The following is a 14,319-nucleotide window of genomic DNA, read 5'->3' on the forward strand; positions in this document are numbered from 1 at the left end:
GCGCCCCGATCAGGCCTGGCCGGCTGCCGCATTGATCGGCGCCATGTCGAAATAGTCGCGCCAGGCTTTGATCTTTCCGTCCTCGACTTCGAACACCCCCATGACCGGGAGCGCTACCTCGGCGCCGTTGATGGTGAAGACGTCGACGCGCTCGTTCATGACGGTGTTGCCGTCCGCGACCTGACGCTTGATCTGAAAGTCGATGTTGCCGAAGGCACCGACAAACTGCTCGATGAACGCCCGGACGGCCTCGCGACCGACCACGGGCTCCATCGGGATGTTGTGATAAACGACGTCATCGGTGAAGTAGTCGACGATCTTTGCAACATCGGCGTCTGCCCACAGCGCACAGAAATCGGTGATCAGTTTGTCCGATGTCATTGTGTTCCAGCCTCTTTCGAATCGTCTTCGTGGGGTTCGATGATTGCCAGGATGCTTTCGATCTCGCCTGCCGGTATCCCGAAGTACTCGGTCACGAAAACCGTGACGGCCGGTGCCTGGCCGGGTGTTCCGAGGTCGAGCAGATACCGGGCTACTACGCTCTCGCCCCACTCACGCAGCGCGAGTTCACGTATCGCCACGATTCCGCGATATTGCTGGCCTTGTTCGAGCTCGTTGCTGATGAAGGCGCCGCTGTCACCGGTTCGCTGACCGTTCTCGACCCGCCAGGCGTCGGCGGCGAAGCGGACCTTCGTTGCGTCATGAGTGAGCAATGCGTTCACGTATTCACGCGCCATGGCGACGCGTCCGCTGACCGCACACTCCGTGGAGTGCTTGGCAATTGCGCCCAGGATCGACTCCGACAACTCAGGTCGGCAGATCACGAGATCCGGCAGGTACGGATGAGATTCGTTGTAGAGCAGCGGCGAACCGTCGATGCGGCTGCAATGCAGTCCCGCCGCCTGTGCGACGCCGACGGGTGCAGCCGAATCCCATTCCCACTGCCCACCGGCGTGCAGGTACGCGTCGACCTCGCCGCGCACCACCGCCATCGCCTTGGCGCCGGCCGATCCCATGTGCACCACGTCGGCGCCGAGTTCGGCTGCCACCGCTTCGGTGAATGCGGGTGGTCGCGATCCGCTGACTACTACGCGGAGCGGCGAGTTGGCGGCAACCGAAGCTGCCTCGTCGCCACTGGAGTACACCGCTCCGAGCGCCGGCTGAGCAACCGCGGCTGCGGTAATTCCGCTACCGCGCTCCCAAAGCGCCACGTGCACTGCCCAATCCGCATGATTCGGCAAGCCGTATTCCTTGGAGCCGTCCAGCGGATCGATGATCCAGACCCGAGCTGCATCCAGACGACTGCGATCGTCGGCAGATTCCTCAGAGAGCACGGCATCGCCCGGCCGCTCGGCAGCCAACCGGTCGAGGATGTAGGAATCGGCGGCCTTGTCGCCCCGGCGACCCAGTTCACGACCGCCGTCGACACCAAGACCCTCGGCTCGGATCCCCAGGAGGATCGCACCGGCGGCCTGCGCCAATTCCGCCGCGAGTGCCTCGTCGGCGATTCTGCTGTGTGTGGATTCGCTCACCGGTCCAACACTTCCATAATTCGCAGCGCAAGTTCGGTAGGCGTTCCGTCTTCGGGTCTGATCACCAACTCGGGACTTGTCGGAGCTTCGTAGGGATCGTCGACTCCGGTGAATCCCGTGATTTCCCCGGCCCTGGCCTTGGCGTACATGCCCTTGGGGTCTCGGGCTTCACATTGCTCGATCGGGGTGTCGACGTAGACCTCGACGAACTTCAGCCCGGCGGCCTCGTGCGCCGCCCGCACTCGATCACGATCTTCGCGGTACGGGCTTATCAGGCAGGCCACTGCCACTGCACCTGAATCAGCGAACAACTGCGCCACCGAGCCGACTCGGCGGACGTTCTCGGCGCGGTCATCGGCACTGAATCCCAGATCCGCGTTCAATCCGTGCCGGAGGTTGTCGCCGTCGAGGCGGTACGCCGGGATACCCGCGGCCACCAACCGCCGCTCGAGTTCCACCGCGATCGTCGACTTACCCGAGGCCGAGAGACCGGTGAGCCAGACGGTGGCGCCGGCAGTCGCACGTTCCTCGCGAGAAACCTCCGAACTGTGCCAGACGACGCGCGATTCCTTGAGTGTCGGACCATTGATCATTCCGGCGGCGACGGTATTGCCCGTGGTCTCGTCCACGAGAATGAAGCTGCCCGTCACGCGGTTGCGGCGGTAGGGATCGAACATCAACGGCTGCTGCGTCTTGATCGAGATGCGGCCGATCTCGTTGAGGGACAGAGATTCTGCCTTCTCGTCGCGGTGCAGAGAATTGACGTCCAGCCGGTAGTCGAGCTTGACGATCTGCGCTTTCGTGGAGCGCGTGGTGTGCAGCAACGAGTAGCGATTGTTCTCCGACAGAGTTGTCTGTTCGGTCAACCAACAGACCATCGCATCGATTTCCTGCCCGACCTGCGGCCGGTTGTTGAGCCGACACAATTGGTCCCCGCGGCTGACGTCGAGGTCGTCGGTCAGCTCGATGCATACGGCCGAGGGCGCAAACGCTTCGTCGATCACGTCACCGCCCGGCCCGTGGACTGCCTTCACCGTCGAGGTGAATCCTGAAGGCAAAGCCACGATTTCGTCGCCGGGCTTGAAGACGCCACTGGCCACCGTTCCGGCGTATCCACGGAAATCGTGGAGGTCGGCGTCGGTCTGCTTCTGCGGACGGATCACGTACTGCACCGGGAAACGCGCGTCGATCAAATTGCGATCCGACGCGATGTGCACCTGCTCGAGATGGTGCAGCAGAGAAGGCCCGTCGTACCAGGACATGTTCTCGGTCCGGGCAACGATGTTGTCCCCCAACAGCGCCGAGACCGGAATGAACGTCAGGTCGTGGACGTCCAGTTTGATCGCGAACTGTCGGAATTCTTCCTTGATCTCCTCGAACCGTTCCTGAGACCAGCCCACGAGGTCCATTTTGTTCACACACAGCACGAGGTGCGGTATCCCCAGGAGAGTGGACAAGAAGGCGTGCCGCCGCGTCTGTTCGAGCACCCCTTTGCGAGCATCCACCAGGATCAGGGCAAGATCGGCCGTCGACGCGCCGGTCACCATGTTGCGGGTGTACTGCTCGTGCCCGGGAGTGTCCGCAATGATGAACTTCCGATGAGGGGTCGCGAAATACCGGTGGGCCACGTCGATCGTGATGCCCTGTTCACGCTCGGCGCGCAATCCGTCGGTCAGTAGCGCGAGGTTGGCGTACTCGTCGCCGCGTTCTCGACTGCTCCGTTCCACGGCCTCGAGTTGGTCCTCGAAGATCGACTTGGAGTCGTAGAGCAACCGGCCGATGAGTGTCGATTTTCCGTCGTCGACACTGCCCGCTGTAGCGACTCTCAGCAGTTGCGGCATCAGAAGTACCCCTCTTTCTTACGATCTTCCATGCCAGCTTCGGAAATCCGGTCATCAGCTCTGGTTGCGCCACGCTCCGTGATACGGCTCGCCGCAACTTCTTCCACGACAGCGCCCGGTGTTTCGGCCGACGATTCGACACATCCGGTACACGTTGCGTCGCCGACCGTACGGAAGCGCACCAACGCCTCGTAGGACTCTTCGCCGGCGCGAAGCTCGAGGAAACGGTTGCGTGCCAACAACATTCCGTCGCGTGGAACCACCTCGCGACGATGGGCGTAGTAGATGCCGGGGAGGTCGATCTGCTCGCTCTCGATGTACTGCCAGATGTCGAGCTCTGTCCAGTTGGAGAGCGGGAAGATCCGAATATGTTCGCCCTTACGGTGTTTGCCGTTGTACAGGTTCCACAGTTCAGGTCGCTGCACCTTCGGATCCCATTGCCCGAACTCGTCCCGGAAGCTGAACACCCTCTCTTTGGCGCGCGCCTTCTCCTCGTCTCGGCGAGCACCACCGAACACGGCGTCGAACTTGTTGTCGCGAATTCCGCGCAGCAACGCGTGCGTCTGCAGGCGATTGCGACTGGAACCGACTCCGGTGTCCTCGATGACGCGTCCGGCGTCGATGTCGTCCTGCACGCTGGAGACGACAAGACGCAGGTTGAAGCGATCGACCGTCTGGTCGCGGAATTCGATCACCTCGTCGAAATTGTGACCGGTGTCGACGTGCATCACAGCGAACGGCAGTGGGGCAGGCCAGAATGCCTTGGCCGCTACGTGCAGCATCACGACGGAATCCTTACCTCCGGAGAACAGGAGGACCGGCTTTTCGAAAGTCGCTGCGACTTCGCGGAAAATATGGACCGCCTCCGCTTCGAGTGCTCGCAGATGCGACAACTCGTAGGCGGGCGGGGTCTGGAGTGTTGCCATGTCTTTCGCTCCTGAGCATCACGTACTCCGTGCGGAACACCATTTCCGCATCGGTACATTTATGTACCGGACTGGTTCTAAATTGAACGCAATCACAGAATAGAACTCGTTCTACCCAAAGGTCAATGACCGGCAATAAGACGTCACAGACCGCGAACCGGACTCCTGCCACCAACTTCCGCCGTCACCGCATCCGCCGCCGCAACCAGCACCGCGGCGCGGCGCTCGATCTCGGCGCCCGTGATCGCCCCACCCACATAAAGTGTCAGCACAAGGGCCTGATGCCCCTCGGCGTCGTAGGTCGGGGCCGCGATGAGACTGACGGGATGCTCGTCGTCAGAGCTGATGTCGCGTCCGAGATACACCCTCTCGCCCAGGCTCGAGACCATCTCACCGAGCAGTTCACGCACCTCCGGCGGAAGATCGTGCGTCGCAACGCCCGCCATCAGCGTGTGCAGTCGCTGCCCGACGGGATCCAGACTCTCGACCAGATACCCCGCAGCCCGACACTCGCGGACCACGTTCCACAGACGCTCGCGATCCAAGCGCACCGGCAGGCTCGGCTCTTTGCTCAGCCAACTGTCCATGTCGTGATCCGAACCCCAGAGGACGTACATCAGCCCGACCGGCGGAGCGAACGGGTACACCTGACCGACCTTGGCAGCGCGACGCGCGCCGATCGGTCCGGTCACTTCGAGAACGCTGATCTGATCACCGATCACACCGGACGCCGTGCACGTCGTCCCGAACTCCGTGCTCACTTTCTCCAGATGGGTGCGGGCAATGGGTCCGACGGCAAATCCTCGCTGAGCTGCACGTCCGGCCGCGATCAAGGCCGGACCGAGCCCATAGGTCTTCGACACCTCGTCCCGAGTCAGGTATCCACGATCAGCCAGCGCCGTGAGGATTCCCAAGCAGGTGGGCTTGCTGATCTCGAGCGCGCGGGCCAGTTCCGACAGCCCGAACCGCTGATCAGGGCGACCGACGAGGTAGTCGAGCACCTGAACCACCCGTTCGGTGGGAGGCGATTGTCTCCCCTTCGGGCGTCCCTCTTCAGGCGTCTTCTCCGGTCCACCCATTGACCACTCCCTAGAACGCGTTCTATTGTCGAAATACCCAACATCTACCAAATAGGTACATATTTGTACCACGACGCTCTGGACCGGCGACATAGTCGGAACTGTGAGGAGCCAGCGTGCTGACGGACCCGTTTGCCGAGGCGATCGCCGAAGCCGAGAAATTGATCGAGACTGCGCCGCACATCAGATCCGAACAGGATCTACTGGAGGGATACCAATATCTGGCCGGCGGAATCATCGCGACGACGCATGCCGCCTGGGCCGGCGAAAAGACCCATCCGAGTTTCATCCAGGGCACCGGACCATTCACCAAGATGGGCCTCGACAACCCCGACACTCTGTACTTCGGCGCCCGAATCAACGACGACAAGGAATACAAGGTCACCGGAAAGCGCGGCACCACAGCCGATCTCAGCTTCCAGGTGTTGAGTGGGAACTACACCAACTCGAACGTTCCCGGCAGCGAAATCGCCTTCGACGACCGCGAGCTGGAGATAGACGACGACGGTAACTTCGTCGCTTGGTTCGGCCCCGGCCCTGCCGACGGCCGAGCCAACTACTACACCCTGGCGCCCGGATCCTCGCAGCTGGTTGTTCGCGAGGTCTACAGCGACTGGAGTCAGCAGCGCGGTGTGATCCGCATCGAGCGCACCGATTCGATCGGGATAGCGCCGCCACCTCTCACCGCCGAAGAGACCGAGAAGCGTTACGCCCGGGCTGGGAAGGCACTGGTCACGCGGGTCAAGACGTGGCTCCAGTTCCCGGAGTGGTTCTACCTCAAGCTCACGGTCAACACCATGACCGAACCACGCCTGACACCGGGCGGGCTGGCAACGCAGTACTCGTCGGTGGGACATTACGAACTCACCGACGAGCAGGCGATGATCATCACCGTTCCCGCCTCCGACGCACCGTATCTCGGCTTCCAACTCGGGAGCCTCTGGTACATCTCACTGGACTACGTCAATCATCAGACCTCCCTCAACAACGGCCAGGCCCAGGTCGATCCGGACGGGATGGTCCGAATGGTGGTCAGCGAGAAGAACCCCGGTGTCACCAACTGGATCGAAACCGTCGGACATCCGCGCGGCATTCTGCAGTTCCGTTGGCAGCGCGTGTCCCGCGAGCTGACGCCGCAGGACGGTCCCACCGTCGACATCGTCGCCGTCGCAGATATTGCGAAGCACCTGCCGCATTTCGACACCAACGCCATCACCGCCGAGGACTGGGCAGCACGCATTGCCCAGCGCCAGGCCGCCATCGACAACCGAATGCTGGGGTAATCATGACCGCCTTGCTCGAAGACCGTGTAGTAGTCATCTCCGGAGTCGGCCCGGCACTCGGCCGCGCTCTGGCCCTTCGATGTGCGTCGGCCGGCGCGAGTCTTGTTCTCGCAGCACGTACGCAATCGCGACTCGACGACGTTGCGAAGGAAATAGTCGATGCCGGTGGGCGCGCCGTCACCGTTGCCACCGACATCACCGACCAGGCTTCCGCCGAGAATCTGGTGGCCGAGTCCATTGCCGCCTACGGCAAAGTGGACACTCTGATCAACAATGCATTCTCGATTCCGTCGATGAAACCGTTGGCTCGCACCGATTACCAGCACATCCGCGACAGCATCGAACTGACCGTTCTCGGGGCGTTGCGCCTGACTCAGCTGTTCACGCCGGCACTTGCCGAGTCGGACGGCTCCGTGGTGAACATCAATTCGATGGTGTTGCGGCATTCGCAAGAGCGTTACGGCAGCTACAAGATGGCGAAGTCGGCCCTGCTCGCCATGTCGCAGTCCCTGGCCACCGAACTCGGCCCGCAGGGAATTCGTGTCAATTCGATTGCACCCGGCTATATCTGGGGCGACACCCTCAAGGGATACTTCGCGCACCAGGCGGAGAAGTTCGGCATGACTGTCGAGCAGATCTACGAGCACACTGCGTCGAACACCGACCTCAAGCGCCTGCCGACGACGGATGAAGTATCCGATGCGGCGATCTTCCTGGCGTCCCCGATGGCCAGCGCGATCACCGGCCAATGCATCGACGTCAACTGCGGCGAATTCCATCACTAGGAGCACCATGACTGAACGCACTCACGTCGGCACCGTCGAGGATCTCCACGCCTCGGCGACACGGATGACCGGACTGACGGACTTCGGCGTCGACGATTACACCGAAGCTCTGTCGGTCCTGCTCGAGTCCTACGACCGCGACGAGGATCTGACGCCCTTCGGCAGCAAGATCTCTCGGGTATTCCTTCGCGGCGCCCTGGTGGCCCGTCTGCTCAGCGAATCGGCGTGGAAGGAGCATCCGGAACACGCCGACGTCAAGATCGAGCGGCCGATCTTCGTCACCGGATTGCCACGGACGGGCACCACTGCCCTGCACCGCCTCCTCACGGTCGACCCGGCTCACCAGGGCCTCGAGATGTGGCTGACCGAGTTCCCTCAGCCTCGCCCGCCTCGCGATACGTGGGAATCGAACCCGGTATTCGCCAAGATCGAGGAGACATTCGGTCAACACCACGTCGAGCATCCCGAATTCATGGGCGTGCACTACATGTCGGCCAGCGAAGTCGAAGAATGTTGGCAACTCTTGCGTCAGACGTTCAAGTCCGTGTCGTACGAGTGTCTGGCCAATCTACCCACGTACTCCGCATGGCTGAAGGACCAGGAGTGGTCGAACGCCTATGCACGACACAAGAAGAACCTGCAGCTGATCGGTCTGCCCGATCAGGATCGACGGTGGGTCCTCAAGAACCCGAGCCACCTGTTCGCGCTCGACGAATTGATGGAGGCGTACCCCGACGCGCTCGTCATTCAGACTCACCGCTCCCCTACGACGATCATTCCGTCGGTATGCAGCCTGGCCGCCCAGGCGACAGAGGGTTGGTCGAACACGTTCACCGACAAGGTGATCGGCGAAAGTCAGCTCGAATTGTGGGCCAGGGGGCTCGAGCAGTTCGACAGTGCACGCGCACACCACAATCCCGCACAGTTCATCGACGTCGACTATCAGGACTTCGTCACCGATCCGCTGGGAACCGTCGAGAATATCTACACGCACTTCGACATTCCGTTGACATCTACTGCGCAGCAGTCGATGGAGGCAATGCACGAGGAAAGCCGCTCCGGTGCTCGCAAACCGTCGCACAAGTACACGCTCGAGGAGTTCGGCCTGACGAAGGAGCAGGTGGAAGAGCGATTCGGAGCTCGCTGACCACGGTTGGTCGACGACCTTGCTGACAACTGAAGCCCCGCCGAACGGCGGGGGCTTCAGTACGAAACTCGGTCAGCTGCTGAAATGCTCACCGAGCAACCGATCCAACTCCGTCGGCGCCTCGTCGGGGATCCAGTGGCTCACACCCCGGAGAACTTCGAACCGGTACGGACCGTCGACAAACGCGGGGGTGAGCGCAGACCCCTTGGGTCCGATGGCGGCGTCGCCGTCACTCCAGACGTGCAGGGTCGGCACGGTGACCCTGGCAGTTGCGGGGTTCGGCTTGGTCATCCACATCGCGCGGTACCAGTTCAGACCGCCGCGTAGCCGACCGGGAGCCAGCATGGCGTTCAGATCGCGCCGCGCGTTCTCCGGCGTCTGCCCGCTCGAAATCAGGAACTTTTCACCCGCCGACGTGGAGGACAGAATCTTCTCGGGGACGAAGGGCAATTGGAACGCCCCCATGTACCACGACTTCAGTCCCTGTGTGCTGGTCACCATCGCCTTGATGAACGCCAGTGGGTGCGGAACCGACACCGCGGTCACGGTATCGAGCAAGTCCGGCCGTTCGGCGGCCACCTGCCATGCGACTGCGGCACCCCAGTCGTGGCCGACCAGGTGCACTTTGCCCACCCCGAGTGCGTCGATCAGCGCGACAGTGTCGGCGGCGAGTTCGGACCCGCGGTACGCCCAGCGCGCTTTCGGCCGCGCGCCGGGTGAGTACCCTCGCTGATCCGGTGCGACGGTCCGGAAGCCGCGGTCGTGCAGTAGCGGTGCGAGCTGATCCCACGAGCTCGAATCCTGCGGAAATCCGTGCAGGAGAACCACCACCGGACCGTCTGCCGGACCTTCGTCGCGTACGTCGAAGGTCAGCCCGGTCCGGGAGTACGAGGTGAGGCGATCCGCCGGTGTAGTCATAGCGCCACGCTAGTCTTCGCGGCCCTGGTAACCGGAGCCTTCTCACCGGCACGCAGGAACTGACCTGTCTTTTCGATTCCGAATCCGGGGGCGAATTCGCCGTCGCGGTAGACGAGTCGGCCGTTGATCACCGTAGCGACCGCTGCGTCGTCGCTGCGGTTGACCATCCGGCTGATCCCGCCGTACTCGGGCACGTTTGCCTCGAACAACCCGTCGACCGACTCGTCGAGCCCGGCCGGGTCGATGACAACGAAGTCCGCGCGGTCACCCTGGCGCAGATGTCCGGCGTCGATGCCGTACCAGTCCGCCAGTTCGCCGGTCAGTCGATGGATTGCGCGCTCGATGGTGAGGAACGGCTTGCGGTCACTCTGAGCGTCCTTGACGCGCTTGAGGAGCCGCACGGGGTAGTTGTAGAACGCCATGTTGCGCAGATGTGCGCCGGCATCGCCGAAGCCCATCTGCACACCGGAACTCGCGGCGAGTTTCTTCGCGAACTTGGGCCGGTGATTGGCAATGGTGGTGCGCCAGCGAAGATCTCGCCCGTACTTCACCACCAGGTCGAGGTACGCGTCCACCGGGTGCACTCCGCGGATGTCACCGACCTGACCGAAGTTCTTGCCGATCAACGTCTCGTCCGGGCATCCCACGATGACCGCATCGTAGAAATTGCGATGCCAGATGCGGGGTGAGAACTTGTTGTCGTAGTCCTTACGGAATGCGCGACGGTACGACTCGTCCTGGAGCAGTTCGTTGCGCTCCACCTGGTCCTTGAGGTGCAAAGCGGCGGCGCCGGCACCGAACTCCTCGAACACGACCAGGTCGATTCCATCCGCGTAGACGGTGAAGGGAACCGGAAGGTGCTGCCACTTGAAATCGGTCTTGGCGAAGCGATTGAGCAGTGGGGCCGCAGCGAGCATGAAGTACACGATCACCGGGTAGGCCTTCGAATCCGCACCGGAGAGCAGCGACGTCTTGAGCGGCTTCTTGCGTCCGATCGCGGAGCTTTCGGCGAAGAACGCCGCGACGTTCGGATGCAGGTTGATGGTCGGAGCGCTCTGCAAGATCTTGCCGCGATCGCGAAGGATGCGGTTGAGGAATCGGAACTCTTTCCACCGTGCATACGTCGACGGCAAAGAGCGAGAACGATATTCGTCGCCGTCGATCTTGTCGAGGGCATTGGTCATCGACGACAGGCCGAGCATCCCAGCGTCGATGGCATCCTCGAGCATCGAGCCCATCCGGCCGAGTTCCGAGCGAGTCGGCTTGACCTTCTTGTCGGTGCCGCGCCCCAGTCCGAGTACGTGCGTGCGGATGTCGGAATGACCGATGAAGGCCGCGACATTGGGTCCGAGGGGAAGGGCTTCGAGGGCGGCGGTGTACGCCGCGGGACCGGTCCAGGTCTTGTTCGCTTCGAGGATGCGCAGCACCGCGTCGTGGGGAACTGCTTCGACCCGGCTGAACAGATCCGCGATCTCGCGCGGGGTCGAATACACCGTCGACAGCGAGCAATTGCCGAGCACGACCGTCGTGACGCCGTGGCGAACCGATTCCGGAAGCCCTGGACTGACCAAGGCTTCGGCGTCGTAGTGCGTGTGGACGTCGACAAAGCCGGGGAGAACCCATTTGCCGGCCGCGTCGATCACTTCTGTGTCCGGCCCGATCTCGAGGCGCGTCGTGGACACCTCCGCGACCACGCCGTCTCGAATTCCGAGATTACGACGCAGACCTGGAGCCCCCGTCCCGTCGAACCACAACCCGTCGTTGACCACGATGTCGAAAGCAGACACTGTCGGACTCCTCGCCTCACGTATGTGTTACCTCACGTTATAGACAGCGTTGAGTAAAAGTCAATGAACCTTTCGAACCAATACATAAGATGACGGAATGGCTGCAGTCCCCCGCTCCCCCGAAGACCGTCAGAGGCAAATCCTCGAGGTGGCAGTACAGATGCTGCGGACCGAGCCTTTCGACCAACTGTCGATGGATCGCGTCGCAGCCGAGGCCGGTGTCTCGCCGCCACTGCTGTTCCACTACTTCAAGAACAAGAAGGGTTTCCAGAACGCCATCCTCGAGGCCGCCTCGGCCGATCTCGAAGATCGAATGCGACCGGATCCCGAGCTACCCATCACGTCCCAGCTGCGCTCAGGTATCGAGACATTCGTCGACGCCGTTATCGAGCACCCCACCATTTACCTCGCCGTGATGCGTATGGCCGGCAGTGGCGACGTTCGAATGCGCACGATCTACCGAGGCATGCGCCGCACTTTCACCACGTGGATCGTCGCTGCGCTGACGAATCTAGGCATCGAATCGAATGCGACCGTGGAGGCGACAATCGCCGGGTGGCAGGCATTCATGGAGGAAATCGTCGTCAACTGGATCGACGAGCCGACGCTCGAGCGAGGCGAAATGGTCGACCTCTGCGAACGAATCTTCTACCACTGCCTACCGGCAGCGGGCATCAGCGTGGAGCAAATAGTGGCAGCCACCGTTGTCGCGACGGCCAGTGAGTCCGGCGCAACACAACTGTGATCTTCGTGCCGGGGTTTCACAGGTGGTCACGATTGGGTATCTTGCTTGCAGTGGCACTGGACCACGACCCCAACACATGAAGGATCCAACATGGAGTCTGTCGAAAACGTATTGCCCGAGGGTGTCAAGCTCGAAGACGTCTTGAGTGTCCTCAAGGTCGCAGTTGCGGGCATCGGCCTCATCAGCGCACTTTCGGCATTCAGCTGATCGCAAAGCGTCATCGACAGGCCGGACTTCGGGGAGTCCGGCCTGTTTTTTGTTTACGTTCCTGAACAATCCGTGAACTTTTCAGCAACCTCAGCGCAAAGCGGTCATTTCGACCCAAACAAGCGTCCAGTTTGCTAACTTGTGTCTGCGACACAAGGTCGTACAGAAACACCACGCAGACACAACCTTGTACATACAAACCTGTACATACGACACGGAGGACCGAAACATGGGTTCCATCAACACCCTCAGCGCCGTCATCGACATCATCAAGGTCGTCCAGCCGTTGATCGCCAAGCTCAACCTCAGCTGATTCGCTTGGACCACACCCCTGCCAGGGCGTAACTCGAAATGGGGCCGACATCGTCGGCCCCATTTTCCGTCGGTGCCCTATCTCAGCCGAGTGCCTTCTTGATCTCTCCTGCCAGTACCGACGCCAGCTGCGGCGGCACCGCATTGCCGATCATCGTGCGCACCGCTCCCCACTTACCCTCGAAGACGTAGTCGTCGGGAAAGGTCTGGAGGCGAGCAGCTTCTCGAACGGTCAACGATCGCGTGTGTTTCGGATGCACGTTGCGTGAAGCCGAGATCATCCCGAAAGTGGTTCCGACCGTGGACGCCGGCTCGTCCCACCGGAGGCGCTTGTACGTCGTGTTGTATCCGGACGACGGTCGCATGGCCGGATCTTCGTTGTCGTGAGCCGACATTCCTTCCGGTACATCACGCAGCCACCGCAAGACGTGCTCGGGATGTTCGACGGCCCAGTGCAGCGGGTCCGTCTCGCAGGCCTGCCCGGATTCCAGCGGGGCCAGATCGACGGTGGCGTCGCGGAAAGTCCTCAGCGGCGCAACATCATTCACGCCGTGAGTCTTCGGCGGGAAACGCAGCGGCCCGATACCACTGTCGCGGCGGGTCGCCACGATGAACACTCGTTCCCGGAACTGCGGGACGCCGTAATCCTGCGCATTGACCGTGTTGACCGACGCGTCGTAACCGCATGCAGCCATCTCGCCGAGAATCCGGTCGACGACCATCCCACCGTCCGGGTCTTTCATGCTCAGCAGCAGCCGAACATTTTCCATCACCACGACCTTCGGCCTCACCAGATCGGCGAGCTCGAGTAGGTTCCGGAAGAGATGGTTACGCGGATCGTCGCGGTCTCGCCGGCCGGCGAGACTGAAACCCTGACACGGCGGCCCCCCGGCCAACACATCGATATTCACCTGTGCCAGAAGATCTTTCACCCGGGCTTCGTCGATCGCCCGGATGTCCTCACCGAGGCACTTCGCGCCGGGGAAGTTCCGATCGAAGGTCGCGCGCGCCTCCGGCACGACTTCGATGTATCCCTCCACCGAAAACCCCGCCATCCGAAAGCCTTCGGCCATACCGCCACAACCGGAGAACGCCGTCAATACGGTGGGGCCACCGTTTCCTGCCCCCGCGACCGCACGCCTGGCCACCGAGGCGGGGTCGTTGACCGGTGTCGCTCGACGCGCACGGGTACTACCGCTCGACCGCTTCCGGGGGGCCGCGTACGTGCCCTCACGCTTGGCCGCTTCCAACGCCGAGAGGGCCGTGAGGACTGCTCGCTCAACCGGTGGCTTCGGATATGCCTTGTCGAGTTCCCACGCGGAGACGACTGCTGACGAGACTCCCGCCTGGCGGGCGAACTGGAACTGACTGATCCCCACGTGCAAGCGCCGCGATCGCAGGTCCTGTCCCGAAATCAATTCAGTGCCTCACTCATGTGGTCCGCTCGCTCCGGCAGCCCAGACTATCGCAGCCAACCCCGCGAACCAGGACCACACAAGAGAGACCGGCAGGCGATATGCCTGCCGGTCTCCGACACGAGCGGATGACGGGACTCGAACCCGTGTGAACGGCTTTGCAGGCCGGTGCCTAGCCACTCAGCCACACCCGCGTCAGTGAGTAACTCTGCCCCGAGTCGCGGCGCCGAACCACAGTTCCGCTCAGCATGATTCGAGTGCAATCCCACCAACTGTTCCAGTCTCTGGGAAAACCGTGAGCCCTTCGGGAACAAATCGGTCAGTCTCGATGCTGACTCCCTC

General features: G+C 62.1%; 13 protein-coding genes and 1 tRNA gene. 5 read left to right on the top strand and 9 right to left on the bottom strand.

What is annotated here, in order from left to right:
* Positions 1-9: 9 nt before the first annotated feature.
* From GN300_RS00175 to GN300_RS00195, 5 genes are all read right to left on the bottom strand, one after another.
* Positions 10-381, bottom strand: coding sequence for a limonene-1,2-epoxide hydrolase family protein (locus GN300_RS00175; RefSeq protein WP_007726173.1), 372 nt, complete (start codon positions 379-381; stop codon positions 10-12).
* Positions 378-1,532, bottom strand: a complete 1,155-nt coding sequence (locus GN300_RS00180) for a 3'(2'),5'-bisphosphate nucleotidase CysQ (protein ID WP_063316879.1) — start codon at positions 1,530-1,532, stop codon at positions 378-380. Before GN300_RS00180 ends, GN300_RS00175 begins: the two co-directional genes overlap by 4 nt.
* The gene (cysC, locus tag GN300_RS00185) at positions 1,529-3,373 is read right to left on the bottom strand and encodes an adenylyl-sulfate kinase (protein WP_003941334.1); all 1,845 of its coding nucleotides are present in this window, start codon (positions 3,371-3,373) and stop codon (positions 1,529-1,531) included. Before cysC ends, GN300_RS00180 begins: the two co-directional genes overlap by 4 nt.
* The gene (gene cysD / locus GN300_RS00190; RefSeq protein ID WP_063316880.1) at positions 3,373-4,299 is read right to left on the bottom strand and encodes a sulfate adenylyltransferase subunit CysD; all 927 of its coding nucleotides are present in this window, start codon (positions 4,297-4,299) and stop codon (positions 3,373-3,375) included. Before cysD ends, cysC begins: the two co-directional genes overlap by 1 nt.
* Positions 4,300-4,442: 143 nt before the next feature.
* Entirely contained in the window at positions 4,443-5,378 is a 936-nt protein-coding gene (locus tag GN300_RS00195) for a helix-turn-helix domain-containing protein (protein WP_063316881.1), read from the bottom strand.
* Positions 5,379-5,494: 116 nt separating this feature from the next.
* Between GN300_RS00195 and GN300_RS00200 the strand changes: the two genes are divergently transcribed.
* Genes GN300_RS00200 through GN300_RS00210 form a run of 3 tightly spaced genes read left to right on the top strand, consistent with a single transcriptional unit; the run spans position 5,495 to position 8,593 of the window.
* Complete coding sequence (locus tag GN300_RS00200; RefSeq protein WP_058037045.1) at positions 5,495-6,661, top strand: hypothetical protein; 1,167 nt, start codon at positions 5,495-5,497, stop codon at positions 6,659-6,661.
* Between the two features lie 2 nt (positions 6,662-6,663).
* Positions 6,664-7,446, top strand: a complete 783-nt coding sequence (locus GN300_RS00205; RefSeq protein WP_007726165.1) for an SDR family oxidoreductase — start codon at positions 6,664-6,666, stop codon at positions 7,444-7,446.
* 7 nt (positions 7,447-7,453) lie between these two features.
* Positions 7,454-8,593: a sulfotransferase gene (locus tag GN300_RS00210; protein WP_007726163.1), complete on the top strand. Its 1,140-nt coding sequence runs from the start codon at positions 7,454-7,456 to the stop codon at positions 8,591-8,593.
* Between the two features lie 72 nt (positions 8,594-8,665).
* On the opposite strand, the gene GN300_RS00215 is transcribed toward GN300_RS00210, so the two are convergent.
* The gene (locus tag GN300_RS00215; protein ID WP_063316882.1) at positions 8,666-9,511 is read right to left on the bottom strand and encodes an alpha/beta fold hydrolase; all 846 of its coding nucleotides are present in this window, start codon (positions 9,509-9,511) and stop codon (positions 8,666-8,668) included.
* Positions 9,508-11,298, bottom strand: a complete 1,791-nt coding sequence (locus tag GN300_RS00220; RefSeq protein WP_063316883.1) for an amidohydrolase family protein — start codon at positions 11,296-11,298, stop codon at positions 9,508-9,510. The genes GN300_RS00215 and GN300_RS00220 overlap by 4 nt, the downstream gene beginning before the upstream one ends.
* Before the next feature lie 97 nt (positions 11,299-11,395).
* On the opposite strand from GN300_RS00220, the gene GN300_RS00225 reads away from it, so the two are divergent.
* Positions 11,396-12,043 carry a TetR/AcrR family transcriptional regulator gene (locus tag GN300_RS00225; RefSeq protein WP_003941289.1) on the top strand — a complete coding sequence of 216 codons (648 nt, stop codon included), beginning with the start codon at positions 11,396-11,398 and terminating at the stop codon, positions 12,041-12,043.
* Between the two features lie 394 nt (positions 12,044-12,437).
* Positions 12,438-12,563 carry a hypothetical protein gene (locus GN300_RS29630; protein WP_255246884.1) on the top strand — a complete coding sequence of 42 codons (126 nt, stop codon included), beginning with the start codon at positions 12,438-12,440 and terminating at the stop codon, positions 12,561-12,563.
* Positions 12,564-12,645: 82 nt separating this feature from the next.
* On the opposite strand, the gene dcm is transcribed toward GN300_RS29630, so the two are convergent.
* Together dcm and GN300_RS00235 are read right to left on the bottom strand one after the other, a co-directional pair.
* Positions 12,646-13,941: a DNA (cytosine-5-)-methyltransferase gene (gene dcm, locus GN300_RS00230; protein WP_063316884.1), complete on the bottom strand. Its 1,296-nt coding sequence runs from the start codon at positions 13,939-13,941 to the stop codon at positions 12,646-12,648.
* A gap of 159 nt (positions 13,942-14,100) precedes the next feature.
* A tRNA-Cys gene (locus GN300_RS00235) sits at positions 14,101-14,171 on the bottom strand.
* Positions 14,172-14,319: the final 148 nt, after the last annotated feature.

It is taken from the genome of Rhodococcus sp. Ni2 (assembly GCF_021352185.1).
Taxonomy (GTDB): Bacteria; Actinomycetota; Actinomycetes; order Mycobacteriales; family Mycobacteriaceae; genus Rhodococcus_F; species Rhodococcus_F qingshengii.